General features: G+C 73.5%; 24 protein-coding genes and 1 tRNA gene. 5 read left to right on the forward strand and 20 right to left on the reverse strand.

Annotated elements, in window-relative coordinates:
• The first annotated feature begins 156 nt into the window (after nucleotides 1–156).
• Nucleotides 157–227, forward strand: a tRNA-Gly gene (locus ACFVXH_RS24600).
• A gap of 106 nt (nucleotides 228–333) precedes the next feature.
• Here the strand turns inward: ACFVXH_RS24600 and ACFVXH_RS24605 are convergent.
• Entirely contained in the window at nucleotides 334–891 is a 558-nt protein-coding gene (locus ACFVXH_RS24605; RefSeq protein WP_387827170.1) for a hypothetical protein, read from the reverse strand.
• 189 nt (nucleotides 892–1,080) lie between these two features.
• Between ACFVXH_RS24605 and ACFVXH_RS24610 the strand changes: the two genes are divergently transcribed.
• On the forward strand, nucleotides 1,081–1,872 hold the full coding sequence (locus ACFVXH_RS24610) for a DUF6348 family protein (protein ID WP_387827173.1): 792 nt from the start codon (nucleotides 1,081–1,083) through the stop codon (nucleotides 1,870–1,872).
• Nucleotides 1,873–1,905: 33 nt separating this feature from the next.
• On the opposite strand, the gene ACFVXH_RS24615 is transcribed toward ACFVXH_RS24610, so the two are convergent.
• The 4 genes from ACFVXH_RS24615 to ACFVXH_RS24630 form a co-directional block, all read right to left on the reverse strand.
• On the reverse strand, nucleotides 1,906–2,103 hold the full coding sequence (locus ACFVXH_RS24615; protein WP_049648957.1) for a hypothetical protein: 198 nt from the start codon (nucleotides 2,101–2,103) through the stop codon (nucleotides 1,906–1,908).
• 500 nt (nucleotides 2,104–2,603) lie between these two features.
• On the reverse strand, nucleotides 2,604–3,830 hold the full coding sequence (locus ACFVXH_RS24620; RefSeq protein ID WP_079271718.1) for a PP2C family protein-serine/threonine phosphatase: 1,227 nt from the start codon (nucleotides 3,828–3,830) through the stop codon (nucleotides 2,604–2,606).
• A gap of 329 nt (nucleotides 3,831–4,159) precedes the next feature.
• Nucleotides 4,160–4,645 carry a ribose-5-phosphate isomerase gene (locus ACFVXH_RS24625; protein ID WP_049648958.1) on the reverse strand — a complete coding sequence of 162 codons (486 nt, stop codon included), beginning with the start codon at nucleotides 4,643–4,645 and terminating at the stop codon, nucleotides 4,160–4,162.
• 79 nt (nucleotides 4,646–4,724) lie between these two features.
• On the reverse strand, nucleotides 4,725–5,324 hold the full coding sequence (locus ACFVXH_RS24630; protein ID WP_074000683.1) for a biotin transporter BioY: 600 nt from the start codon (nucleotides 5,322–5,324) through the stop codon (nucleotides 4,725–4,727).
• 266 nt (nucleotides 5,325–5,590) lie between these two features.
• Here ACFVXH_RS24630 and ACFVXH_RS24635 point away from each other — a divergent pair, with 266 nt between their 5' ends.
• Entirely contained in the window at nucleotides 5,591–7,018 is a 1,428-nt protein-coding gene (locus ACFVXH_RS24635) for an amino acid permease (protein WP_387827178.1), read from the forward strand.
• A gap of 66 nt (nucleotides 7,019–7,084) precedes the next feature.
• Here the strand turns inward: ACFVXH_RS24635 and ACFVXH_RS24640 are convergent, their stop codons facing one another.
• Nucleotides 7,085–7,717, reverse strand: coding sequence for a DsbA family protein (locus ACFVXH_RS24640; RefSeq protein ID WP_074000681.1), 633 nt, complete (start codon nucleotides 7,715–7,717; stop codon nucleotides 7,085–7,087).
• Nucleotides 7,718–7,943: 226 nt separating this feature from the next.
• Here ACFVXH_RS24640 and pepN point away from each other — a divergent pair, with 226 nt between their 5' ends.
• Nucleotides 7,944–10,508 carry an aminopeptidase N gene (gene pepN / locus ACFVXH_RS24645; RefSeq protein ID WP_049648962.1) on the forward strand — a complete coding sequence of 855 codons (2,565 nt, stop codon included), beginning with the start codon at nucleotides 7,944–7,946 and terminating at the stop codon, nucleotides 10,506–10,508.
• 153 nt (nucleotides 10,509–10,661) lie between these two features.
• On the opposite strand, the gene ACFVXH_RS24650 is transcribed toward pepN, so the two are convergent.
• The 14 genes from ACFVXH_RS24650 to ACFVXH_RS24715 all read right to left on the reverse strand — a co-directional run bounded on the left by ACFVXH_RS24650 (nucleotide 10,662) and on the right by ACFVXH_RS24715 (nucleotide 23,875).
• The gene (locus tag ACFVXH_RS24650; RefSeq protein WP_049648963.1) at nucleotides 10,662–10,961 is read right to left on the reverse strand and encodes a putative quinol monooxygenase; all 300 of its coding nucleotides are present in this window, start codon (nucleotides 10,959–10,961) and stop codon (nucleotides 10,662–10,664) included.
• The gene (locus ACFVXH_RS24655) at nucleotides 10,961–11,926 is read right to left on the reverse strand and encodes an NAD-dependent epimerase/dehydratase family protein (RefSeq protein ID WP_387827183.1); all 966 of its coding nucleotides are present in this window, start codon (nucleotides 11,924–11,926) and stop codon (nucleotides 10,961–10,963) included. Before ACFVXH_RS24655 ends, ACFVXH_RS24650 begins: the two co-directional genes overlap by 1 nt.
• Before the next feature lie 69 nt (nucleotides 11,927–11,995).
• Nucleotides 11,996–13,252: an MFS transporter gene (locus ACFVXH_RS24660; protein ID WP_380782125.1), complete on the reverse strand. Its 1,257-nt coding sequence runs from the start codon at nucleotides 13,250–13,252 to the stop codon at nucleotides 11,996–11,998.
• On the reverse strand, nucleotides 13,249–14,598 hold the full coding sequence (locus tag ACFVXH_RS24665; RefSeq protein WP_387827186.1) for a hydrolase: 1,350 nt from the start codon (nucleotides 14,596–14,598) through the stop codon (nucleotides 13,249–13,251). Before ACFVXH_RS24665 ends, ACFVXH_RS24660 begins: the two co-directional genes overlap by 4 nt.
• Nucleotides 14,595–15,848: an ATP-grasp domain-containing protein gene (locus ACFVXH_RS24670; protein WP_049648966.1), complete on the reverse strand. Its 1,254-nt coding sequence runs from the start codon at nucleotides 15,846–15,848 to the stop codon at nucleotides 14,595–14,597. The genes ACFVXH_RS24665 and ACFVXH_RS24670 overlap by 4 nt, the downstream gene beginning before the upstream one ends.
• A gap of 78 nt (nucleotides 15,849–15,926) precedes the next feature.
• Nucleotides 15,927–16,874 carry a transketolase family protein gene (locus tag ACFVXH_RS24675; RefSeq protein ID WP_387827189.1) on the reverse strand — a complete coding sequence of 316 codons (948 nt, stop codon included), beginning with the start codon at nucleotides 16,872–16,874 and terminating at the stop codon, nucleotides 15,927–15,929.
• The gene (locus ACFVXH_RS24680) at nucleotides 16,871–17,689 is read right to left on the reverse strand and encodes a transketolase (RefSeq protein WP_049648968.1); all 819 of its coding nucleotides are present in this window, start codon (nucleotides 17,687–17,689) and stop codon (nucleotides 16,871–16,873) included. The genes ACFVXH_RS24675 and ACFVXH_RS24680 overlap by 4 nt, the downstream gene beginning before the upstream one ends.
• On the reverse strand, nucleotides 17,686–19,539 hold the full coding sequence (locus ACFVXH_RS24685; RefSeq protein ID WP_049648969.1) for a M20/M25/M40 family metallo-hydrolase: 1,854 nt from the start codon (nucleotides 19,537–19,539) through the stop codon (nucleotides 17,686–17,688). Before ACFVXH_RS24685 ends, ACFVXH_RS24680 begins: the two co-directional genes overlap by 4 nt.
• Nucleotides 19,536–20,588, reverse strand: a complete 1,053-nt coding sequence (gene argC / locus ACFVXH_RS24690; protein WP_074000676.1) for an N-acetyl-gamma-glutamyl-phosphate reductase — start codon at nucleotides 20,586–20,588, stop codon at nucleotides 19,536–19,538. The genes ACFVXH_RS24685 and argC overlap by 4 nt, the downstream gene beginning before the upstream one ends.
• The gene (locus ACFVXH_RS24695; protein WP_074000675.1) at nucleotides 20,581–21,900 is read right to left on the reverse strand and encodes a DegT/DnrJ/EryC1/StrS family aminotransferase; all 1,320 of its coding nucleotides are present in this window, start codon (nucleotides 21,898–21,900) and stop codon (nucleotides 20,581–20,583) included. Before ACFVXH_RS24695 ends, argC begins: the two co-directional genes overlap by 8 nt.
• A complete protein-coding gene (locus tag ACFVXH_RS24700; RefSeq protein WP_049648972.1) occupies nucleotides 21,900–22,529 on the reverse strand; it encodes a DegT/DnrJ/EryC1/StrS family aminotransferase in 630 nt (209 codons plus the stop codon). Before ACFVXH_RS24700 ends, ACFVXH_RS24695 begins: the two co-directional genes overlap by 1 nt.
• Nucleotides 22,530–22,543: 14 nt before the next feature.
• Complete coding sequence (locus ACFVXH_RS24705; RefSeq protein ID WP_387827194.1) at nucleotides 22,544–23,413, reverse strand: RimK family alpha-L-glutamate ligase; 870 nt, start codon at nucleotides 23,411–23,413, stop codon at nucleotides 22,544–22,546.
• Nucleotides 23,410–23,598 (reverse strand): lysine biosynthesis protein LysW, encoded by a 189-nt coding sequence (locus ACFVXH_RS24710; protein WP_049648974.1) that lies wholly within the window; start codon nucleotides 23,596–23,598, stop codon nucleotides 23,410–23,412. The genes ACFVXH_RS24705 and ACFVXH_RS24710 overlap by 4 nt, the downstream gene beginning before the upstream one ends.
• A gap of 118 nt (nucleotides 23,599–23,716) precedes the next feature.
• Nucleotides 23,717–23,875: a hypothetical protein gene (locus tag ACFVXH_RS24715; RefSeq protein ID WP_158077651.1), complete on the reverse strand. Its 159-nt coding sequence runs from the start codon at nucleotides 23,873–23,875 to the stop codon at nucleotides 23,717–23,719.
• Between the two features lie 138 nt (nucleotides 23,876–24,013).
• Between ACFVXH_RS24715 and ACFVXH_RS24720 the strand changes: the two genes are divergently transcribed.
• A complete protein-coding gene (locus ACFVXH_RS24720) occupies nucleotides 24,014–25,060 on the forward strand; it encodes a LuxR C-terminal-related transcriptional regulator (RefSeq protein WP_387827197.1) in 1,047 nt (348 codons plus the stop codon).
• Nucleotides 25,061–25,110: the final 50 nt, after the last annotated feature.

Below are 25,110 nucleotides of genomic sequence, written 5' to 3' on the forward strand. Positions count from 1 at the left end.
GGGCCTGGGCGGCTCGCCGACAAAATCCGCCCGGGCGCGACGCGGGATATACCGCGCGGGCGCGCAGGGGGTGTGCGCGATCCGGTGTGCACGCGGGCGGCCGGACCAGGTAGGCTGTCCCCCGAACTTCCGGCCGGTGACGGCTGGGAAGGTCGTGCGGGCGTAGCTCAATGGTAGAGCCCTAGTCTTCCAAACTAGTCACGCGAGTTCGATTCTCGTCGCCCGCTCTCCGGTCCGGCCCCGGTGTGCCCAGCACACCGGGGCCGTCGACGTTTTCCCACCCGGAAGCCCCCGGAAGCGTCGCGGGGGCCTCCCCGGAGGCGCCGCGGGGCCTCAGAGCCCGAGCCGGGCGGCCCGGGCGGCGGCCCGGTCCAGCAGCTGGTGGACGTCGCCCTCCCGGGTGGTCGGGCGGTCGTTGTACTCGTCCGGGGAGCGCGCCGGGCGGCCGGTGGCGTGCAGCACCTCCATCAGCTGGACCCGGGCGGTGCGCACGGTGGCCGGGGTGCCGTAGCCGTGCGCCAGCACGGCGGCCTGCGCGCCGAGCAGGCAGACCCGGCCGGCCCCGTCCCACATCGCGCCCTGGAGCCAGCCGTGCGCCCCGATGTAGCGGGAGGCGAGCCTGAGGTGGTCGGCCGCCGCGACCGGGACGGGCCGGGCGGGCCGGCCCAGCGCCCGGTCGAGCAGGGTGGCCCGGGGTTCGGGGTGGCCGGCCTGCCAGGGCCGCATGGTGCTGCCGTACGGGCAGACGTACGGCACCGGGGTGCGCGCGGGGGCGGGCAGCGAGGCGAGGTAGGCCTCGATCTCGGCGACCAGTCCGGAGTCCGCGGGGCCGAACGGCGGCGGACCGGGGGCGAGGAGGACGGGCGGGGGCGGGGCGGTACTGCGGGGCATGCGGGTCCTCCGGGCGGACGGCCTTCAGGTTCCGCTGCCCAAAGTGGGGTATGCCGGACATTTCCGCGACCGGAGGGCCGCGGGGTCCGCACGGTTTCCCGGTGGGCTGCCAGGCCGATAGCCTCGGCGGCGTTCGAGCGGAGTTCGAGCGCGACCTCATCCGCGCGCTCCCGAGGTGGAGGAGTCCCGGTGGGTCCTCAGGAGCGGCTGGCCGTCATACAGCGCTGTGTGGTCCGCGAGATGGCGCGGTTGGGCCAGGTGTTCCGCCCGGACGGCGAGGTGGTCCGCGGCCCCGGCACCACGGCGGTGGCGGTCCGCGAGCACCCCGGGGACGACGGCGCCGGGCACGTGGACCTCGGCTTCGTGCTGCACCTGGGCCGGGCGGACGCCCCGGTGGTGTGGGACTGCGCGGCCGGCCTCGGCAAGACCGAGGAGGAGAAGCTCGCCAACGCGGTGAAGATGTGGGCGACCACCACCGCCCCGGTGCTGGTCGAGTTCGCGGAGGGCCGCGGGGTGCACGCCGACCGCCCGGCCCTGCCCGAACTCCCGGGCTGGCGGGCGGTGCAGGGGCCGGCCGCGGTGTTCGGCTTCGGCAACGAGCACCTGGCGGGCTGGCTGGCCGAGCACCGGGTGCTGCCGGCGCTCGCGCCCGCGCTGCGCGCGGAGTTGACCGGGACCGGGCCGGTGGGCGTCAAGCTCTTCCTGGGCGGCAAGGCGGGGGACGACGTCGCCGAGGTCCGGGTGGGCGGCGAGGTGTCGGAGGCGGCCTCGGCGGCGCTGCGCGCGCTGGACTGGCCGCGGGGTGAACGGCTGTGCTGGGCCCGGCTGTTCGTCCTGCTGACGGCCGAGCCGGCGGCGTCGGGGCGGCACACGTCGGCGGGTGCCGTGGCACCCGCACCGATGCGTGTCCCGGCCCCGGCGGCCGCGCGCCCCCGGGGACTGTTCGCTCGCTGGCGGGAAGCCAGACGGGCCGGCCGGTAGCCCCGCGGCGGGGGTGCGGACGGCCCGGCCGGATCAGCCTCCGGTGATGCCGGAGATGCTGTGCGCGAGGTTGGCCAGCAGGGAGTTGATGGAGGTCGCGACCGTGGTCTCGTGCAGCATGAAGCCGAACAGGGCGGCGACGATCGCGTGCGGGATCTTCATCTGCTTGTTGCGGATGAAGATGATGCACAGGATCGCGAACAGGACCAGTGCGGAGACGGAGAGTGCCACCCGGACTCACTTCCTCGTTTTCATAGCGTGGTGCCGCCGCCCGGCGGCACCTGCGAAAGCCGGACCCCGGCCTGTCCGACGGTCCCGAGGCGGAATCGCGGACCGTCCGGCACACCGCCGGTGAGGGAGCCCGCGGTCGACCGCTGTCTGTCGTGCCGCACGTGACGCCCCCTATCCCCCGAATCCTGAACAGTCCCGCCCGGACTCAGTGTGGTCGACCGTGCCGATTGCGTAAAGGTCTGAAAGTCAGCCCAACGCCGATATCTTGCGATGCGAGACGAGTTTCCGCCGACCGGGACGATAGCGGAGCCGTCCTGACGAATCGTCGGCGGGGCCGTGCTGAGCGGCCGGGAAACCGTCGGGGGCGGGTAACGGAAGCCAGTGGTCCGGTCAGTCGACGGGGCGTCCGATTTGGCTGAAGATCAGCTGCCAGGCTTGACAGCCGCGGCTGCCTCCGGCATGTGCCCCGGCGACGGGGGCCGGGCGGGCGTCGGCGGGCGTCAGTCGCGCCAGAGCAGCAGCACGGCGCGGTCGTCGTTGATGTCCCGGGCGACCGTCTCGATCAGCGCGCCCGCGGCGCCCGCGCCCGTGCCGGGTCCGCCGCCGGGCACCAGCCGGTCCGCCTCCCCCATCAACCGGTCCATGCCCTCCCCGAGGTCCCGGCCCGGCGCCTCGACCATGCCGTCGGTGCACAGCATCAGCACGTCGCCCCGGTTCAGCCGGCCGCGCACGCCCTCGAACTTGGCGCCGTCGTAGATCCCCAGCAGCGGGCCCTCGGCCTGCTTCACCTCCCAGCGCCCCTCCCCGGCCAGCCGCTGCATGCCCGGCAGGTGCCCGGCCGAGAGCAGCTCGTACTCGCCGGTGTCCAGGTCCAGCACCAGGTGGACGGCGGTGGCGAAGCCCTCCTCCCAGGACTGGCGCAGCAGGTAGCCGTTGGCGGCGGGCAGGAAGTCGTGCGCGGGCAGCGAGCCGACCAGGCCGCCGAAGGCGCCGGAGAGCAGCAGGGCGCGGGAGCCGGCGTCCATGCCCTTGCCGGAGACGTCCGCGAGGACCACCTCCAGCAGCCGCTGGCCGGGGCCGGTGCGCGCGGCGACCACGAAGTCGCCGGAGAAGGACTGGCCGCCGGCCGGGCGCAGCGCCATGTCCGCGTGCCAGCCGTCCGGCAGCTCGGGCACCCGGCTCTGCACCCGCAGCCGCTCGCGCAAGTCGAACAGCATGGTGGAGCCGCCCCACCAGGGCACGCCGACCCGGGCCCGGAACTGGGCGAGCAGCAGGCCGCCCACGCCGGCGGCGCCGACCACCAGGGCCGCGCCCGGGGTCACCCCGTAGAGGTACGCCTCGGGGTTGTTGCTGGCGACCCGCTGGCCGGTGTGGATCACGGACTCGGAGGAGAGGCCGAGGGCGGCCAGCGCGTAGAGCACCACCAGGCTGCCGGGGCGCAGCAGCAGGGCGCCGGCCAGGATCGGCAGGACCAGGGAGGTGGGCGGGGCCCAGCCGGGGATCCAGATGTTGAGCATGATCAGCAGCGGGACGAGCAGGGCGAGCGCGCAGAGCACCGGCCAGTCGGCGGCGCCGCCGCGGAAGTAGTCCACCCCGGCCGTGCGCAGCCTTCGGCGGACCCGGCGGAGCCTCTTGCGCAACCGGGCCGTCACGGACTCGGACGCCGGGGCGGCGCCGGGCCTCGTCGCAGTCGTCTGGGGCGGTGTGCCCGGCGCTCTGCCAGCCATGGGGTCCGACCCTATCCACGGGCACCGCCCGGCGTCGACGGGACGGGGGCGGGCGGTGGCGCCGGAGCGCGGGGCGTCCACCGGGTTTCGGCCGATCGGAACGGTTGCGGGCGTGCCGTCAGGAGGCCTGCGCGGGTTGGGCGTACGAACCGTGCGGGCGGCGCGTGCGCCCCGCGCGCGGGGATTCCGGCGCGCGGGGGCCTGTGGCCGATCCCACAGGCGGCGCGGGGCCGTTCCGGGCGCGTCACGCGCTTCCGGGGGCCCGGAGACGGCGGCGGCCGGTCGCACGGGAGCGTGCGGCCGGCCGCCGGAGAGGGTGGGTGGCGGGATCAGCCCTGCGGGTGGTGGGCCGGGATCGGCGGGAGCTCGCCGGTGGTCTCGTACTCGCTCAGCATCTCGATCCGGCGGGTGTGCCGGGCCTCGCCGCTGTAGGGGGTCTTGAGGAAGACCTCGACGAAGCCGGTGGCCTCCTCGACCGTGTGCATGCGGCCGCCGATGGAGATCACGTTGGCGTTGTTGTGCTGACGGCCGAGCTCGGCGGTCTGCGCGCTCCAGGCCAGCGCGGCCCGGACGCCCTTGACCTTGTTGGCGGCGATCGCCTCGCCGTTGCCCGAGCCGCCGATGACGATGCCCAGGGCGTCCTCGTCGGCGGCGGTGCGCTCGGCGGCGCGCAGGCAGAACGGCGGGTAGTCGTCCTCGGCGTCGTAGATGTGCGGCCCGCAGTCGACCGGCTCGTGGCCGGCCCCCTTGAGCCACTCCACGAGGTGGTTCTTCAGTTCGTATCCGGCATGGTCTGAGCCCAGGTACACGCGCATGCCATGAGTGTGGCATGCGCGTGCGCCCGGGCCCGACAACGGGGGCGCCGGCGGGGAGCGGTCGGCGCGGCGGGGGTGGTCAGCGCCGGCCGAGCAGCTTCCAGGCCAGCGGCAGGGCGCCGGCGGCGAGGGCGGCCTTGAGGGCGTCGCCGACCAGGTACGGGTAGAGGCCGAGCTCGGCGGCGCGGGCGAGCGGGACGTGCAGCGACAGGGCGAGGTACGGGACGCCGACCGCGTAGATGGCGAGGCTGCCGAGGACCATGGTGACGGCGGTGTTGACCGGGGTGCGGTCGGCGCCGCGGCGGGCCAGCGCGCCGGTCAGGGCGGCGGCGACGACGAAGCCGAGCACGTAGCCGAAGGTCGGGAACGCCCAGCCGGTGGCGCCGCCGGTGAACCAGGGCAGGCCCGCCATGCCGGCCAGCAGGTACAGCACCAGCGAGGCGGCGCCGCGGCGGGTGCCGAGCGCGGTGCCGACCAGCAGGGCGGCGAAGGTCTGGCCGGTGACCGGGACCGGCGAGCCGGGGACGTTGACCGACAGCTGGGCGGCCACGCCGGTCAGCGCGGCGCCGCCGGCCACCAGGGCCAGGTCGCGGGCCTGGGCGCCGAGGCGGGTGGAGGCGGCGGGCAGCAGGTCGGCGAGGACGGCGCGGCGCGGTATCGGGGTGGTGGCAGTGGCCATCGGGGCTCCTCCGTGAGAGTCCAGGTGAGTGAACACCTGTGAACCTACGCGGTGATCCACTGGGCGAACGGCACGGTTTCGGACAAACCCCCGCCCTCGGGCGTTGTCGGAACCGACTCGGGACAACCCCTGGTCACAACATGATCACTTTGGGTTTCGGCATGGTCCGCATACTGGGCCCGAACCGATCATCTTTGGCATGGACAGCGGCGGCGCCGGATATTGGACAGCTCATGTCGCATACCGCACAGTCTGGAACCACCCCTATGGCCCCCACTTCCGCCCCTACGGCGCCCGGGACCCCCGACGGCACCCGACCGGCCGCGGCCCCGGCGCCGGGTGGCCAGCAGCTCACCCACGGCCTGAAGCAGCGCCACCTGTCCATGATCGCCCTCGGCGGCGTGATCGGCGCCGGCCTCTTCGTCGGCTCCGGCGCCGGCATCGCGGCCGCCGGCCCGGCGATCATCCTGGCGTTCGTGCTCTCCGGCCTCCTGGTCATGCTGATCATGCGGATGCTCGGTGAGATGTCCGCCGCCCGCCCCGCCTCCGGCTCGTTCTCGGTGCACGCCGAGAAGGAGATCGGCCCCTGGGCCGGGATCACGGCCGGCTGGATGTACTGGGTGATGCTCTGCTGCGGCGTCGCCGCCGAGGCCACCGCCGCCGGGAAGATCGTCAACGGCTGGATACCCGGCGTCTCCGCCTGGGTCTGGGTCGCCCTGTTCATGGCCTTCTTCTGCGCCAGCAACCTCACCGCGGTGAAGAACTTCGGCGAGTTCGAGTTCTGGTTCGCCGCCATCAAGATCACCGCGATCATCGCCTTCCTGGTCCTCGGCGGGCTCGGCATCGCCGGGGTGATCGGCCCCGGCGCCCCCGGCGCGCACAACCTCACCGGCGAGGGCGGCTTCCTGCCCAACGGCGTCAGCGGGCTGATCGTCGGCCTGCTCGCCTCGGTCTTCGCGTACGGCGGTCTGGAGACCGTGACCATCGCCGCCGCCGAGTCCGACGACCCCAAGAAGAACGTCGCCAACGCCGTGCGCACCGCGGTGTGGCGGATCGCGATCTTCTACATCGGCTCGATGGCCCTGGTGGTCACCCTGGTCTCCTGGAAGGACCCGAAGGTCGTCGCGGACGGCCCGTACGTCACCGTGCTGAGCCACCTCGGGGTGCCCGCCGCCGGACTGATCATGCAGGTGGTGGTGCTGGTCGCGCTGCTGTCCGCGATGAACGCCAACATCTACGGCGCCTCCCGGATGGCGTACTCGCTGGTCGGCCGCGGCCAGGGCCCCAAGGCGCTGGCCAAGGTCGGCGGCGGGGTGCCGCGCAGAGCCGTCCTGGCCTCCTGTCTGTTCGGCTTCGGCGCCGTGCTGGCCGCCAAGTTCTGGCCGGACACCGTGTTCACCTGGCTGATGAACACCACCGGCGTGGCGATCCTGGTGGTCTGGCTGTTCATCTGCGTGGTCCAGCTGCGGATGCGCCGCCGGCTCGAGCGCGAGGCCCCCGAGCTGCTCACCGTGAAGATGTGGGGCTACCCGTACCTGACCTGGATCGCGATGGCCGCCGTGGCCGGCATCCTCGCCCTGATGACCACCACCGAGGGCAACCGCCAGCAGCTGTACGCGGCCGGCGTGCTGGTCGCGGCGCTCACCGTCGCCGGGCTGCTCAAGCAGCGCCGGGACGCCGCCGCGCTCCGCTGACCTCCCCGCGCACGCGGCAGGGCCCGGTACCGAGCGGTACCGGGCCCTGCCGCGTGTCCGGCGCCGTTACTCGAAGGACGGGCCGGCCGTACGGGTGCGCTTGATCTCGTAGAAGCCCGGGGTGGAGGCCACCAGCAGGGTGCCGTCCCACAGCCGGGCCGCGGCCTCGCCCTTCGGGGCGGGGGTGACCACCGGGCCGAAGAAGGCCACCCGCTCGCCGTCCGCGCCCTCGACCGCGATCACCGGGGTGCCGACGTCCTCGCCGACCAGGGTGATGCCCTCCTGGTGCGAGGCGCGCAGGGCCTCGTCGTACGCGTCCGTGTCGGCCGCGGCGGCCAGCTCGGCGGGCAGGCCCGCGGCCACCAGGGCGGCCTCGACGGTCTCCCGGTTCTGCGGCAGGCCCTGGTTGTGGAAGCGCACGCCCAGCTCCGTGTAGAGCCGGCCGAGCACCTCCGGCCCGTGCTGCTCGGCGGCGGCGACGCAGACCCGCACCGCGCCCCAGGCGTTGTCCAGCAGCTCCCGGTAGTTCTCCGGGAGGTCCCGGTGCTCGTTGAGCACCGACAGGCTCATCACGTGCCAGCGCACGTCGACCGGACGCACCTGCTGGACCTCGATCAGCCAGCGGGAGGTCATCCACGCCCACGGACAGGCCGGGTCGAACCAGAAGTCGGCGGTCTTGCGCTCAGCGGCAGTCGTCACTGCGGGTGCCCTTCGTGAGGTGGTCCGGGACACGGAGGAGTTCCGCCCCGGGAACGCCAACACCCGCCCCGCACCGCTGATTCCGGTGCGAACGCGGCGGCCTGTGCAATGGTACTGACGCCGCGGGGCGTGAAAGGATGACCCCGCGTGCGCGGGGCACACCCCGCGCCGAGACCGCACCACCCACAGGCGCACCACCGTGCGAGCCGGACAAAGGAGTACCGCCGTGCCGGGCAAGAACCTCAGCCGCGACGAGGCGCAGCAGCGGGCCAGCATCCTGGCCGTGGACGGCTACCAGGTCCGGCTGGACGTGACCTCGGCCCCGGACCGGGAGGCCGGCACCTTCCGCTCCACCACCACCGTCACCTTCCGCTGCTCCCAGCCCGGTGCGGACACCTTCCTCGACCTGCTCGCCCCCGCCGTCCGCTCGGTCACCCTCAACGGCCGCGCCCTCGACCCGGCCACCGCCTACGACGGCGCCCGGGTGCACGTCGACGGCCTCGCCGCCGAGAACGTGCTGACCGTCGAGGCGGACTGCGCCTACAGCCGCACCGGCGAGGGCCTGCACCGCTTCGTCGACCCGGTGGACGGCGAGACCTACCTCTACACCCACTACGAGCCGGCCGACGCCCGCCGGGTGTTCGCGAACTTCGAGCAGCCCGACCTGAAGGCCCCGTTCACCTTCACCGTGACCGCCCCGGCCGCCTGGGACGTGCGCTCCAACGCCCCGCACGAGGACGTCACCGAGCAGGACGGCGCCCGCACCTGGGAGTTCGCGCCGACCAGGCCGATCTCCACCTACCTCACCGCCGTCGTCGCCGGCCCGTACCACGTCGCCCGCGACCACTACCGCCGCGAACTGGCCGACGGCACCGCGCTGGAGATCCCGCTCTCCGCGATGTGCCGCAAGTCGCTGGCCCCGTACTTCGACGCGGACGAGATCCTCGGCGTCACCAAGCTCGGACTCGACTTCTTCCACGAGCAGTTCGACTACCCGTACCCCTTCGGCAAGTACGACCAGGCCTTCGTCCCCGAGTACAACATCGGCGCGATGGAGAACCCCGGCTGCGTCACCTTCCGCGAGGAGTACGTCTTCCGCTCGAAGGTCACCGACGCCGCGTACGAGGCCCGGGCCAACGTCATCCTGCACGAGATGGCGCACATGTGGTTCGGCGACCTGGTCACCATGCGCTGGTGGGACGACCTGTGGCTGAAGGAGTCCTTCGCCGACTTCATGGGCTCCTACGGCCTGATCGGCGCCCGCACCCGCTACTCCTCGGCCTGGGTCACCTTCGCCAACCAGCGCAAGGCCTGGGCCTACCGGCAGGACCAGTTCCCCACCACCCACCCGATCACCGCGGACATCCGGGACCTGGAGGACGCCAAGCTCAACTTCGACGGCATCACCTACGCCAAGGGCGCCTCCGTCCTCAAGCAACTGGTGGCGTACGTCGGTTCGGAGGCGTTCTTCGAGGGCGCCCGCCGCTACTTCAAGCGCCACGCCTTCGGCAACACCGAGCTGGGCGACCTGCTGGAGGTGCTGGAGGAGACCAGCGGCCGCGACCTCAAGGCCTGGGCCGCCGCCTGGCTGCAGACCTCCGGGGTCAACGCGCTCACCCCGCAGGTCACCACCGACGCCGAGGGCCGGATCACCGAGCTGGCCGTGCTCCAGGACGGCGACGTGCTGCGCCCGCACCGGATCGCGGTCGGCCTGTACGACCGGGACGCGGACGGCGCCCTGGTGCGCACCGGGCGGATCGAGCTGGACGTCACCGGCGCCCGGACCGTCGTCACCGAGGCCGCCGGCCTGCCCCGACCGGCGCTGGTGCTGCTCAACGACGACGACCTGACCTACTGCAAGATCCGCTTCGACGAGGAGTCGCTGGAGAACCTGCGGGCCGGCCTCGGCGAGATCCGTGACGAGCTGGCCCGGGCGCTGACCTGGTCCGCGGTCTGGAACCTCACCCGGGACGGCCTGATGCCGGCCCGCGACTACGTCGCCCTGGTGCTGCGCTTCGCCGGCCAGGAGGGCAACATCGGCGTGCTCCAGTCGCTGCACGCCCAGGCCAAGACCGCCGTCGACCTGTACGCCGACCCGGCCTGGCGCGGCGAGGGCGGCCGGCTGCTCGCCGACGGCGCCCTGCGCGAGCTGCGCGAGGCCGTCCCCGGCAGCGACCACCAGCTGGCCTGGGCCCGCTTCCTCGCCCAGACCGCGGGCGGCGCCGAGCACCTCGGCCTGGTCCGCGGCCTGCTGTCCGGCAGCGCCCGGATCGACGGCCTGGAGGTCGACCAGGACCTGCGCTGGTCGCTGTGGCTGGCGCTGGCCGCGGCCGGCCAGGCCGCCGACGAGGAGCTCGACGCCGAGCTGGCCGCCGACAACACCGCGAGCGGCAAGCGGCACCACACCCAGTGCCTGGCCGCCCGGCCCACCGCGGAGGCCAAGGCCGCCGCCTGGTCGGCCGTGATCGACTCGGACGAGCTGCCGAGCGCCCTGGTCGAGGCCAACACCGGGGGCTTCTCGATCCCCTCCCAGCGCGACCTGACGGCCCTCTACGCGGCGCCGTACTTCAAGCTGCTGGAGCGGGTCTGGGCCGACCGGACCATCGAGATCGCGATCCGGATCGTCGGCGGCTTCTTCCCGCTCGCCCAGGCCTCCGAGCAGACCCTGGCCGAGGCCGACGGCTGGCTGGCCGGGCACCCGCAGGCCGCGCCGGCGCTGCGCCGCCTGGTGCTGGAGCGCCGGGACGACCTGGCCCGCGCGCTGCGGGCGCAGGCCTGCGACCGGATCTGACGGGCCGCCGTACGCCGCACCGACCGCGCCGCGACAGCCGTACGCGGTAGAGGCCGTGGGCCCCGGCCCGCTCCTGGAAACCAGGGGCGGGCCGGGGCCCACGGCCGTTCTCCGGCGCGGCCGGTGCACTCAGCCGGCGCGCTCAGCCGGTGCTCAGCCGGCGCTCACGGAGACCGGAACACTGGGGTGCACCTCGCGCTCGACCCGCGGCAGGATGTCCGGGATGTAGACCTTCTGGATCGCGTCGCCGCCGTCGTGCGCCTCCCAGGCCTCCCGGGTCGCCCAGCGCTCCACCAGGACGAAGCGGCCCGGGTCGTCCTGCGAGTGGTACGCCTCCCAGCTGACGCAGCCGTCCTCGGCGAGGCACAGCGGCCGCATCCGGGCCAGGGCGTCGGCGACCGCCGGGACGCCGTCCGGCTCGGTGACCCTGACGATGACGATGAGGTCGAACATCACTGCTCCTTGGCGGTGGTGGGATCGGTGTCGGCGGCGGCGGCCCGGCCGAGCGCGGGCAGCCACTCGGCGATGGGGGTGAACCGGTAGCCGAGCGAGGCGGCCCGGTCGGCCGACATCGCGAAGTCGGCCGGGCAGGAGAACGGGGACAGGTCGGGGTCGCCCGCCGGGTCCTCCTTCTCGATGACCTGGGCCGTCAGCCCGGTCGCCCCCTCCACCGAGGCAACGACATCGTAGACGTCGGCGGTGTCCGGGGAGGCCACGTTGACCGCGCCGGTCACCTCGTTCACGGCCGCCCAGGCGAGGAAGCCGGCCGCGTCCTCGGCCCGCACCAGCGAGGTCCGGCCCGGCCCGGCGTGGGCCACGATCGGCCGCCCGTCCCGGATCCGGTCGACGTGGAAGCGGTAGCGGCCGGTGAAGTCGCCCTCCTCGGCCAGCACGTGGGCCACCCGGGCCAGCAGCACCGGTACCCGGGCGCGGTCGGTCACCGCGGCCTCGGCCTGGCGCTTGCCCTCGCCGTAGTTGGCCTCCAGGTAGTCGTCGTCCTGCCAGGGCAGGGTGAGGTCGTACGGGTAGCCGGCCGGGTCGAGCTCCTCCTCGCGGGCGAGCGCGCCGAACTCCGGTGCGGCAATCGGCCCGCGGAAGGTGTCCCGGTTGTAGACCTCGATGGTGCTGGTCAGCACCAGCTTCCCGGCCCGGTCCCCGAAGGCCTCGCAGGCCTCCACGGCGGCGTTGGGGGTGTAGCACATCTGGTGCACCACGGCGTCGAACCGCTCCCCGGCGACCGCCTCGGCCAGCTCGCCGGGACGGTTGACGTCCGCGCGCAGCCGTCGGACGGAGTCCCCGAACGGGTCCGGGGTCCGGCCGCGGGTGACGAGGGTGACGCGGTGGCCGGCCGCCAGCAGCCGGCGCACCAGCAGCTTGCCGAAGTAGCGGGTCCCGCCGATGACGCAAATGTCTGCCATCTGCTCTTTCCTGTCTCTTTCTCTCTCGTTCCGTCCGCGGCCCCGCGACGCGCGACCGCTCGGGTTCTGTCAGGCGGACGCGGCGCCCACGGCGTCCGAGCTGCCCGCCTCCGCCTCCTGGGCCGCCGCGGCCTCGGTGCCCTCCGCCCGGCCCACCAGGCAGACCACCGCGCAGCCGGCGGCCACCACCGCGTCGACGTACCAGTTCGCGCCCGGCACCCCGGCGGAGCGCGACAGGTCGAACAGCACACCGGCGAGCACCGAGCCGGCCATGTTCCCGGCGCTGCGGAAGAAGTGCATCGCCCCCATCGCCTTGGCGAGTTGGCGCTCGGGGACCTTGCGGGCGATCCACATGTCGAAGGACGGCACGAAGAGGATCTCGCCCAGCACCACCGTCAGCGCCCCGACCACCACCCAGGCCGCGCCGCGCCCCGCGCCGAGGGCGGTGAACGCCACCGTCATGCCGGTGAGGCCGATCGCCATCACCACGGCCGGGCTGAACCGGCCGATCAGGAACTTGAACACCGGGTACTGGAGCACCAGGATGCTCAGCCCGGTGATCCAGAACGGCGAGGACGGCGCCCACTGCGGCACGTACCGCTCCATGTGCAGCGGGATGCCGACGATGAAGCCGATCGACAGGAACCAGAACACCGCCGACAGCAGGAAGTAGCGGGTGGCGCCCCGGATGTCGATGCCCTTGAACACCGCGGTGGAGAACAGCGGCTTGCGGGCCGCCGCCCCGGCCCCGGGCTCCACCGGCGCCGGGGGCTGGAAGCCGTCCCGGGGGATGAAGGACGAGGCCGCCAGGCAGAACGCGAGGAAGATCGCGAACACCACCGAGAACAGGGTGCGCAGCTCGACGTCGGCGAGCACGGCGCCCAGCATGGCGCCGCCGAACACGCCCACCTGACCGGCCATCTGGAAGGTCGAGAAGGCCTTGGGGCGCTCGTCGTCGGGGTAGGAGGCGAGGACGTTCTTCAGGCCGGGGAAGGAGGTGCCGGAGCCGAAGCCGATGAAGAAGGCGAGCACGGCGTAGACCAGCACCCCGGTGCCGAAGCCCATCAGGCCCAGCGCCACCGCCTCCAGGGCGGTACCGAGGAAGACCGCACCGCGGATGCCGATGCGCAGCGCCACGCCCTCGTAGAAGAAGGTGGCGAGCAGCCGCCCGACGTACGTCATGGCCATCACGACGCCGGCCCAGAAGCCGCTGTCCACCCCGCCGAGCGAGGCCACCAGCACGGGGAACCAGATGTAGCTGCCGGTGTTGGCGAGCAGGATGCCGGCGTTGACGCCGATCAGCGCCCGCTTGCGGTCGACGGTCACAGGGCCGCCCCCTCCTTCGTGTCGTGCGTCGTCGTGCCGGCCGCCGCGGCGGCGCGGAGCCCCGCGATGGCCCGGGCGACCGCCTCGCGGTCGATCGGTGTCCCCCGCACGACGGTGGCGGTGGGCAGCGCGGAGAGCGGCCGGCCCGGGGCGTGCAGGTTGTAGGTGGCCGGCGCCCCGACGCTGATCGGGTGGGCGGCGCCGGACTCGCCGCGCAGCTCGTCGAAGTAGCGCCGGCCGCCGACGGTGGCCTGGTGGCGCAGCGCGTCGGCGAGCGAGGGGTCGTCCCCGCGCAGCAGGTCGAGCTCGCCGAGCAGGGAGTAGCCGTGGTAGGCACCGGTGTTGCCCGAGTCGGTGCCGACCAGCAGGTTGCCCTCGCGCAGCGCGGCCAGCGCGTTGCGGCGCATGTCGCCCAGCGCGCCGGTGCGGGTCTCCTGGAGGCCGTAGGTGATCCCGTACGGCTGCTCCAGGCCGCGGACGGCGTCCAGGTTGCGGACGTCCTGGGTCTCGGCGAAGCCCTCGCGGCCGTACGCGGCGAGGAAGTCGTCGGCCGTCATGACCATCGGGCGCAGCCCGGAGAGGGTGGAGACGAACCGGGCGCCGGCCAGGTCCTTCCACTCGGCGTCGCCGAGGGTGCGGTCGCGGACGGTGTGGGCGAAGAGCCGGAAGCCGCAGTCGTAGGCCCAGCGGGTCTCCTCCAGCGTGTTGCAGTCGATCACCGCGGTGATGCCGCGCTCGGCGGCGATCCGCGCGGTGAACCGCAGCACCCGCTCCGACAGCCGGGAGAAGCGCACCTTGGAGCCCGGCTGCTCGGTGCCGTCGGTGAACATGACCTTGAGGAAGGTCGCGCCGCGCTCGGCGTTGTTGCGCAGCGCCTGGTCGAGGTCGGCCTCGACCGCGAGCATGTACACCGGGGTCGGGAACTCCACGCCGTGGCCGGAGAGGCCCGCCGCGTTGGTCATCGCCGTCACCGCGTAGCCGCAGTGGACCAGTTCGGGGTACGGCAGGTCCGAAGCGGCCCGGCCGGCCTCCCAGGCGTCGGCCACCATCGGGTAGCCGAACATGTCCACCACGTGGGTGACGCCGTGGTAGAGGTACTGGAGGGCGATGATCCGCGGGTCCTCGGCGGTGTCGTCGAAGTTGGCGGGCAGGGCGATGTGGGCGTGGGTCTCGGTGTAGCCGGGCCACAGCTCCGGCTCGTCGCCGCGACGGGTGCCCGAGGGCTCGATCCGGCTGAAGACCCCGTCCTCGACGGTCACGTCGAACAGCGCCTCGGCGTCCAGGGCGGGGACGGCCACGCCCGACAGTACGGCGGGCCGCCGCTGCTCGGGGGTGGCCGCGCTCACCGGGCCACCTCGACCGACAGGCGCAGGTCGATGCGGTCCAGGCCGTCCTGGCAGCGCTTGGCGGCCTCGTCCCGGTCGCCGCCGGTGAAGATGATGTGGCCGATCCAGTCGAAGTTGCTGCGGGACAGCCGGTTCACGGCCGTGCCGGGCTTCTTGTAGCCGAGGGCGCTGTGGAAGCCGGGCAGGTCGGTGAGGGCGTCGAAGCCGATCGCCTCGACCGTCCCGGCGACCGGGGAGCCGAACCAGTGGCCGCTGGCCGTGGTCTCACGGGGGAAGGCCAGCTCGGGCCGCTCGCCGAGGGCCTGGCGGATGACCTCCAGGTACGGGTCCACGCCGGAGGTGATCTCCATCAGGGTCGGCACGATCCCGCCGGCCAGGCGGCCGTTGACCTCGCACAGCACCGGGCCGTCCGGGCCGAGCAGCCACTCGGTGTGGATGAAGCCGAAGTCCACGCCGAGCCCGTTCAGCACGGCGGTGGTGGCGGCGAACAGCTCCTCCTGGAGCGGGTGGCCGCTGAAGTAGGTGAGGCCCATCTCGATGAAGTACGGGAACCCGCTGAGCGAGCGGTCGGTCAGGCCGAGGTTGACCACCTCTCCCCCGGCGAGCACGCAGGACTCGACGGAGATCAGCTCGCCGGTGACGAACTCCTCGATGACGATCTCCGGGATGCGCACGACGCCGCGCCCGTAGTCGGCGACCTGGGCCAGCTCGGCGAGGTACTCGCGCAGGTCCGCCTCGTCCTTGAGGTGCAGGACGTGGAGGCTGGCGGTGCCGTCGGAGGGCTTGGCCACGCAGGGGAAGCCGACCTCGCGGACGGCGGCCTCCACCTCGGCCGGGTCGGTGGCCACCGCGAAGCGCGGCTGGCGGATGCCGGTGCCGGCCAGGGTGGTGCGGGTCAGGTGCTTGTGCCGGGCGTTGCGGGCGCCGTCGACGCTCATGCCGGGCAGGCCGAGCGCCTCGGCGACGGCGGCGGTGTGCACGGTGTGGTACTCGCTGTACGTGGTGACGCCGTGGATCGGCTTGGCCTCGTGCAGCCGGCGCGCCAGGTCGGTCAGCTCGTCGAGGGAGAAGGCCTGCTCGCTCTTGACGACCTGGCAGTTCGGGTGGGCGTAGGCGGCCTCGGTCAGCGGCGAGACGCTGAGGTAGAAGTCGGGGTCGACCGAGACCAGGGTGACGTCGTGGCCCAGTTCCAGGGCGTTCGCGATACCGGCGATCCCGTTCGGGTTGCACTCGATCATGAGGATGTGCATGGCTGTGCTCCTTTTCGGACTGTGGCGGATCAGGGGATGACGGGGGGCGGGGGCGCGGCGGACGCGGGCCCCGGCGGCTCAGCGGACGCAGGCTCCGGAGGCGGCCGGCAGCCGGCCGGCGCCGGCCCGGGCCACCGCGGCGAGCACGGCGGGCAGCGTGAGCCCGACCGCGGCCATGACCTCCTCGTGGTCGCCGCCGGTGGACGGCCAGGTCAGGTCCGCGCTCGCCGCGGTGACCTCGCACCCGGGCATCAGCAGCGCGAGGGCCTCGGCCGCCCCGCCCTGGGCGCGGTGCTCCTCGACCACGACGAACCGCCGGTGGTGGCGGGAGAGTTCGGCCGCGGCGCGGGCCAGGTTCGGGTGGTCCAGGTAGACCAGGTGGGCGTGGCCGGTGCCGGGGCGGGCCTCCCGCGCGGCCAGCGCCAGGCGGGTGCCCTCCTCGCCGACCGACACCAGGCAGACCTCGCCCGGCTCGGCCCGGGACTCCCAGGTGACCAGCGGCGCCCGCTCGCCCTCCCGGTCGAGCGAGCGGTACTGGGCGTTGCGCCCGGTGCGGATGTAGTGCGGCCGGCCGGAGCGCACGGCCTCGCGGACCACCGCGCGCATCTCCGCCTCCCCGTAGGGGGCGGCGATGACCACGCCCGGGATGCTGCGCAGGACGGCGAGGTCCTCCAGGCAGTGGTGGGTGGTGCCGAACCAGGCGCCGGAGACGCCCGCGTACGGCGCCACCACGGTGACCCCGGCGTTCAGGTAGCCCAGCGTCAGCTTGAGGCTCTCCGCCGCGCGCAGCGCCGCGAAGGGCGCGAAGGTGCTGACGAAGGGCTTGTACCCGCCCGCGGCGAGGCCCGCCGCCATGTCGACCATGGCGCCCTCGGCGATGCCGAGGTTGAAGAAGCGGTCGGGGTGGGCGGCCTGGAACGGGTGGCCCTTGCCGCCGAGGTCCGCCTCCAGGCAGAGGATGGTGTCGTCCTCGGCGGCGAGCCCGGTCAGCTCGTCGCGGTAGGCGTCACGGCCCGAGAGGGTCATCGGATCGCTCGCTTCCACTTGGCGGCGCGCGTGGCGTCGATGGTCACGTAGTGGGAGCCGGCCTTGCCCTCCACGGCGGGCACGCCCTTCCCCTTGACGGTGTTCGCGATGACGGCCAGCGGCCTGCGGGCCCCGGCCCGGTCCCCGGCGAGCAGCCCGGTGAGCGCCGCCAGGTCGTGCCCGTCGGTCTCGGCGACCTCGAACCCGAAGGCGGCGAACCGCTCGGCGAGCCGGGGCAGCGGCGAGATGTCGGCCACCATGCCGTCGTTCTGGCCGCCGTTGCGGTCGACCACCAGCACGAAGTTGCCCAGCTCCTGGGCCACGGCGACCTGGCAGGTCTCCCAGACCAGGCCCTCCTGGAGCTCGCCGTCGCCGGCGACGGCGATGCCGAGTCCGCTCCGGCCGCCGATCCGGCGGGCCATCGCCCAGCCGGCGGCGTACGGGACGCCGTGGCCGAGGCTCCCGGTGGGGAAGCGCACGCCCGGGACCTTGGGGCCCGGGTGGCCGGTGAACGGCTCGCCCGCCAGGCCGTAGCGCGGTGTCGGGTCCTCCGGGAGGACGCCGCTGACGTGCAGGGCCGCGTAGAGCCCGGCGGCGGCGTGGCCCTTGCTGAGCACGACCTCCGTGCCGTCCCCGGCCGAGGCCCGGTGCAGCGCGGCGATCAGGATGTCCAGGACGGACAGGCTGCCGCCGAGGTGGCAGCCGCGCGGCCCGGCGGCCATGTCGACCACCAGCCGGCGGGCCCGTACGGCCCGGTCGGCCAGGGTGGCCAGCAGGTCGTCCCCGGTCTGCGGCGGGGCGAGCAGGGTGCTCATCGACGGCTCCCCTCGGGCAGGGCGAACCACCGGTTGACGGCGTCCGCGAGCAGCGAGCGGGCGGTGCGGTACTCCATGGCGCCGATCCGCTCCTCGTCGGTGTGGTCCAGCGAGGAGTCGCCGGGGCCGTACGCGACCATCGGCACGTCCCGCCAGGTGGTGGCCAGGGTGTTCATGTCCGAGGTGCCCTTCTTCACGACGAAGCGGGGCCGGATGCCGGTGTCCGCGAAGGCCCGGCTGAAGACCTTGACCAGGGAGCTGGAGCGGCCTCCGACGTACCCGGGGGTGGCCCGCAGCACCTCGATCTCCACCCCGGGGCGGACCTGGTCGAGCGCGGCCGAGCGCAGCGCGTCGAGGTCGGCCGTGGGCGGCACCCGGAAGTTGAGGATCCCGGTGGCGTGGTGGTGCTCGCGCCCGGTCCGGCTGCTGATCTCGATGACCGCGCTCAGCGCGTCGGTCGCGTGGGCCAGCACGGCCGTCCGGATGCCGCCGAGCGCCTCGATCAGCAGGTCGGGGGCGGAGACCGCGTCCTGTCCGGCCGAGTGGCCGCTGGACACCGAGGCGGTCACCTTGAGCTTGAAGAGCCCGAAGTAGCCGAGTGTCAGCTTCTCCGAGCCGCTGGGCTCGCCGATGACGACCGCGTCGGCCGGGTAGTGGTCGCGGACGTGGAACGCGCCCTTGGAGGAGGAGATCTCCTCCTCGACCGCGCCGACCACGCACAGCTGGCCGTCCTCCGGGATGTCCGCGTGCGCGAGCACCTCCAGGAAGTTGGCGAGGCAGCCCTTGGCGTCCACGCTGCCGCGGCCCCACAGTTCGCCCTCGCGCCACTCGGCCGGCCAGCGGTGCGGCACGGTGTCGAGGTGGCCGAGGAGGAGCAGTCGGCGGGGCCCGATGCCGCGGCTGGCGACGAGGTTGCCCGCCTCGTCGACGGCGGCGTCCATGCCGCGTTCGCGGCACCACTCGGCCAGCAGGGTGGCGAGTTCGGCCTCGTCGCCGGAGACCGAGGGCACCGAGACCACCCTGGTCAGCAGGCTCAGGTCGGCGGAGGGCTCGCGCACCCGCCAGAACCTGGTCCAGTTGGCCGGCTCGGACATGGTGTGCGGCCCGGTGATGGCCACGTCGGCGCTGCCCTCCAGGGCGATCTCGGCCGCGCGGACCTTCTGCCGCATGCGCCCCGCGGCGTACCGCGCTCCGTCGCCCGGGTAGGCGTCGGCCAGCGTGGAGCGCGGGTCGTCCTTGTCCGTCAGCAGTCCGGCGGTGCCGGTGACCAGCCGCAGGTGGTCGGCGTCCAGCGCGTTGGCGAGGACCGCCGCGAGCACGTCGGCGTCCACGTTGAGCGGGGCGCCGCCGTCCGGGTCGGCGACCGGTGCGGACAGGCAGACCAGGTCGTACGTGTCGAGCAGGGCGTTCAGCCGGGCGGTGTCCACCTGGGCGGGCACGCCGGCCCGGTGGTCGCGGACCACGATCGGCCGGCCCTCGGCGGACAGCGCCTTGAGCGGGCGGTTGGCCCGGCCGGTCACCAGGGCGCCGCGCGCCGCGACGGCGGTGAAGACGCCGAGCCCGAGGGCCCGGGCCTCCCGCTCCACGGCGGGCAGGGTGACCCGCTCGTAGGCGTCGACCAGGTGGGTCATCTCCTCGGGCGGGCAGTAGCGCACCTCGTCGCCGTTGGCGAGCCGCAGCTGCGGCATCGGGCGGGCGATCGCGCGGTAGTGGGCCTCGATGCCGGTGGCACCGCCGGCGACCAGGAGCACCCGGGCGCCCCGGGCCACCAGGTCGGCCAGCTCCTTGTGGATCGTGCCGTGGTCGAGCGTGGCGCTGCCGACCTTGATCACGTACAGCGGACGGCTCACGGCGACACCGCCGTGGTGGGCAGTCCGGTCGTCTCGTCCAGGCCGGAGATCAGGTTCATCGCCTGGATCGCCTGGCCGGCCGCGCCCTTGATCAGGTTGTCCAGGGCCGCCACCGCGACGCACTGGTCGCCGCGCACCGCGACCGCCACCTCGGCGACGTTCGAGCCGACGACCGCCTTGAGCATCGGGAAGTCCTGCGCCGCCTTGGGGGCCGGCCGGACCCGGACGAAGGGCTTGCCGAGGTACGCCTTGGCGTAGGCCCGCTTGACGTCCAACGCCGTGACGCCGTCCCGCAGTTCGGTGTACGCGGTGACCATGATGCCGCGCGACACGTCGAGGCTGTGGGTGGAGAACCGCAGGTCCACGGCGGCGCCGGTGAGGTCGGCGATCGCCTGCTGGACCTCCGGGGCGTGCCGGTGCCCGTGCAGCTTGTGCACCCGGATGTTGCCGCTGCGCTCGGCGTGCGGCTCGCCGCCGCCGCGACCGCTCCCGGTGGAGCCGGTCTTGGCGTCGACCACGACCCGGTCGGTCGCGAGCGAGGCGGCGAACATCGGGTAGAGCGCGTAGATGGTGGTGACGGCCATGCAGCCGGGCAGGCTGATGAACCGCTCCTGCGGGACCTCGGGGCTCAACTCCGGTATGTAGTAGGCGAAATCCTCGCTCGGCGGGTTCGCGGCCGTCCTCGGGTAGTGGGTCCGGACGTCGTCGCCGTCGCGGAGCCGGAAGTCGCCGCCCAGGTTGAGCACCCGCTTGGCGTTGTCGGCGATCAGCGGCAGCTGCTCCGGCAGGGTGCCGGTCGGCAGGCAGCCGAAGGCGACGTCGACGGGGCCTGCCTCGGCGAGCTGCGCCAACGGCCGGAGCGTCAGCGAGCCGGCCCTGGGGTGGTTGCGCAGCCACGGGTGGACGCTGCCCACCGTGGCACCGGCGTTGCGCTCCGCGGAGAGGAACGCGAGCTCCACCCCGGGGTGTTCGAGCAGCAGCCGGATGACCTCGCCACCGGTGTAGCCGCTCGCGCCGATGACGGCGACGCGGATCTTCTGGTCAGCCAAGGCGGGCCGCCTTCTCCCACGGACGGCGGTGGTCGCCGCTCTCGACGAGCTTGCGGATGGCGTCCGGGCGCCGGGCGACCTTCCGGAAGGCGTCCGCGTAGCGCAGGATCCGCTCGTACTCGACCGGGGAGCGCAGCTCGCGGCAGAGCACCAGGGTGCTGTCGAGCATGCCCAGGGTGACCGGGAAGTCCTCCGGCCGGTGGTCGCGCACGGCGTCCGGGTTGAGCGAGAACGGGTAGCCGTTGCCGAAGCCGTCGCGGTGCCGGAACGGCAGGTGGCACGGGATCGGGGTGTTCTGCCACTCGCGGGCCGGCACGCCCTCGGCGACCAGCAGCTCGTGCACCGCCTCCTTGACGGCGTGCACCGGCAGGTCCTCCAGGCCGACGGCCTCCGGGTGCAGGGTGGTCCGGTACATGTTGTACGCGTGCACGTGCCCGTCCGGGACGTGCGGCGGCGTGAACAGGCCGGTCCCCGCCAGGGCCTCGCCGAGCAGGGCGGCGTTGCGGGCCCGGATCTCGTCGTAGTACGGCAGCCGGGCCAGCTGGCTGGTGCCGAAGGCGGCGGCCACCCAGGACATCCCGTAGTCGATGGCGTGGCGCTCCAGGTAGGCGACCGCCCGGCCGTACGCCTCCTCGGTGGCGTAGAAGGCGATGCCGCCCTCGCCGCCGAGCGGGAAGTTCTTGTCGGCCATCAGGCTCTGGCCGGCGGCGTCGCCGAAGGAGCCGGCCACCCGGTCGCCGATCTTCGCGGAGTGGGCGTGCGAGGCGTCCTCGACGAGGGCGATGCCGTGCTGGTCGGCCAGGGCGCGCAGGGCCGGCACGTCGGCGGGCAGGCCGTGGACGTGCACCGGCATGAGCGCCCTGGTCCGGGGGGTGATCGCGGCGGCCGCGGCCCGCGGGTCCATGCAGTAGGTGTCGGGGTCGATGTCGACGAACACCGGGATCGCGTGGGCGGCGACCACGGCCTGCGCGGTGGCGATGAAGGTGAACGCCGGGACGATCACCTCGTCACCGGGCTGCACGCCGGCGCCGACCAGGGCCATGTGCAGGCTGGAGGTGCCGCTGGCGGTGGGCAGGGCGTACTCGGCGCCGACGTAGGCGCGGTACGCCTCGGCGAAGTCGGCCACGACCTTGTCGGGCGACTGCCGCTGGGCGAGCATCAGGTTGAAGACGTCTTCCTTGGTGATGATCGGGAAGAGCGTGCGGCGCTGGGCCTTGGGGATCATCGCGCCGCCGCCGAGGGCGGCGAGCTCGTCGGCGAGGTCGGCTTCGGTGGGCAGGGGCAGGGGCGAGTTCGGGAAGTCGGTGATCATCAGCGTGCTCCGGAGCTTGCGGCGGCGGGGCGAGCCGCGTGGGTCAGGGCCATCCGTACGCAACCGGCCACCAGGGGGCTCAGCCGGTAGTTGAACTGCACCCCCGGCACCAGGTCCTCGTCGGCCTCCTGCTGGGTCCACATGGTGCGCAGGTCGTAGGCGCCGAAGATCTTCAGCCGCTCGGCCCGGGCCCAGAGCCGCTCGTCGTCGGTGAGCACGGCGGCGGCCGGGCCGAAGCCGAGCCCGCTCAGGTCCACCACCAGCGCGGGGGCGGTGGCTTCGGCGGTCAGCTCGTCCAGCCGGCCGGCGTTCTCGGGGGTCAGCGAGACCAGGTCGAAGGCGGCCGGGGCCTGCCCCTCGACGGTGACGCCGAGCCAGGCCAGGAAGGCCGTGGTGGCCTCGTCCGGCCCGGCCAGGGCGACGGTGTCGCCGTGGCCGATGCCCTGGCCGGCCAGGGCCGCGTGCAGGGCCCCGGTCCGGCTGTTCAGCAGGACGGCCTTGGCGCGGCCGGTCCGCTTGGTCAGCAGCCGCTCCAGGGCGGGCAGTTCACGGTCGCTCTTCTCGATGCTCATGACCACGCCCGAGGTGAGCACGCGGGCGAGCACCGTCGCGGTGTCGAACAGTTCCATGGTTCCTCTCCGGGTCACACGGCCGCGGCCGTCAGCTGCCCCGCCACGTACGAGGCGAGGTGGCCGGCGACGTTCACTCCGTGCAGGGCGGAGGAGCGGGCGAATTCGGGGTTGGCGTTCACTTCCAGGACGAGCAGGTCACCGGTGGTCCGGTCCTCCACCAGGTCGACCCCGTAGAAGCCGGGGCCGAGCACGTCGACGATCTGGACGCAGAGCTTCTCCATCTCCGGGGTGATGTCGACGCGCCGCACCTCGGCGCCGAGGTGGGTGTTGGTGCGCCAGTCGTCCGAGACCCGTTGGATCGCCACGACCGGGGTGCTCCCGACGACGACCACGCGCAGGTCGTGGCCGGGCTTGTCGATGTACTCCTGCACGATGACGGGGAAGAGCTTCCCCGCGGCGTCGACGGACTCGCGCCCGGCGGCCCAGGCGTCCAGGCACGCGGCGTCCGCGAGCTTGGTAACACCGCGCCCCCAGGAGCCGCTGACCGGCTTGACCACCGCCGGCATGCCCAGCTCGGCGACGATCGCGCGCACCTGGTCGTAGCTGAAGGCGTGCCGGGTGTGCGGGTGGGGGATGCCGTGCCGGGCGAAGAGCAGGGCCTGCAGGCCCTTGTCGTTGCAGGTCTCGATGGTCGACGCCCGGTTGAGGGTGGTGATCCCGGCGTGTTCCAGGCGGCACGAGACGCTGATCGCGTCCCGGTGCGAGAGGTTGCGGATCAGGGCCAGGGCCGGCGGGTCGGTACGACCCGCCACCACGTCGGCCAGATCCTCCATGAGCAGTGGAGTCGCCGTCAGACCCTCCCCGCGCAACGCCCCGAGGAGGAGTTTCTCCTCGGGGCGCAGCATGGTGGCCGACAGCAGGACGCGGCCGGAGGAGGTCACTCGCCCCAGTCCTCTTCCACCTCGGGGGCCAGGTCGAGGCGGACGCCGGCCTCGGACTTCTCGACGACCTCGTGCTCCTGGCCGCAGGCCGCGCACTCGGTCACCTCGCCCCGCTCCCAGGCCTCGTCGACCTCGAAGTCGGTGTCGCACACCAGGCATTTCGGTACGGCAATCGCAGCGGTCATTTCTCTCTCTCCTTCTGAATGTCGGCGCGCCGATATCCGCGAAACGTGATTCGCAGCACTCCCGCAGGTCGGCGGATCGGCGCTACTGTCCAGGGGTGGCGGATTCCCGCCCGGCCGATCAGGCCCAGCCGGGGTCGCCCGGCAGGAGCGCCACGTCGCTGGCGGCAGCGGTGGGGGCGCTGCTGGGGGCGTCCGGCGCGGCGGAAACGACGATCACCGCGACGGCGGCCATAACGAAGGACGCGAGGATTCGACCCGGGAACCGCATGATCTTCATTTCCACCCCTAGATAGACCTATCCGTTCGTGCTGGGGGGTTTCCCCGCACACAGAGAGAATGCCTGGGAATGGGTCCTTGCCAGAAGAGATCCGATGGCTCAGGATCGTGCACTGCAAGATTCCGAAGGGGGTGGCACATGTGCGACATATCGGACGTCAGTGGCCCGGAGGCCCACCCCGGGCCCTGTGACGAGGGGATCACGTTCTACCGCAAGGCCGTCCTGCTGGGGAGGGCCCCGACGGCGGAGCCGCCCGCCTGCCTGACCGAGCTGGGGCTGCTGACGGCGGCGCTGGGCGACCCCTCGGTCCTGGTGCCGGTCCCGCCCGAGGTCGCGACCACGGCGCTGCTGCACCCGATGGAGCAGCAGATCCTCGAACAGCAGCAGCAGGTGGCCGCGATCCGGACCGCCATGTCCCAGGTCGAGAGCGTCTACCGGACGCTGCGCCGGGAGGGCCGGGACAACGTCCAGCGGCTCAGCGGCGCGGCGGTCATCGCCGCCGCGGTGGCCGAGACGACCCAGGCGACCGAGCGGGAGCTGCTCACCGCTCATCCGGGCGGCAGCCGGCCGACCGACGTCCTCGCCAGATCGCTGGTCCTGGCCCTGGACGCGCAGAAGCGGGGCGTCCGCCAGCGCACGCTCTACCAGCACTCCGTCCGGGCGCACTACCCGACGCTGGACTACATCAAGGCCGTCACCGAGGCCGGCATCGAGGTGCGGACCGTCGACGAGGTCTTCGACCGGCTCATCATCTGCGACCGCTCGGTGGCGTTCATCCCCGACAAGGAGCTCGAGCACCACAACCACGCGCTCAAGGTCACCGACCCCGGCGTGGTGCACTTCCTGGCCTCGGTCTTCGAGCACGCCTGGGAGCGGGCCGCGCCGGTCGTCTACGAGAGCGACCAGCAGCGCCCGCCGCTGCTCACCGACGAGACCCGGCTGCGGGTGCTCCAGCTCATGGTGGACGGCTACACGGACGCCGCGATCGCCAGCCGGCTCGGCATCAGCTCGCGGACCGTGGCGAGCCACCTCAAGCGGGTGTCGGAGATCCTCGGCAGCAACAGCCGGGCCCAGCTCGCCTACCTGACGGCGCAGAGCGGCATCCTGGACGGCTCCCCGCCGCCCGCCCGGCAGCTCCGGGGCCCGCACGAGCAGCCGGCCGGGCCGGCCGGTCCCACGGCGTAGCAGGGCCCGCCGCGGGGGCGTCCGCGGCGGGCCCTGGGTACGGGGAGGGG

The organism is Kitasatospora sp. NPDC058184, assembly GCF_042883725.1.
Classification (GTDB): Bacteria; Actinomycetota; Actinomycetes; order Streptomycetales; family Streptomycetaceae; genus Kitasatospora.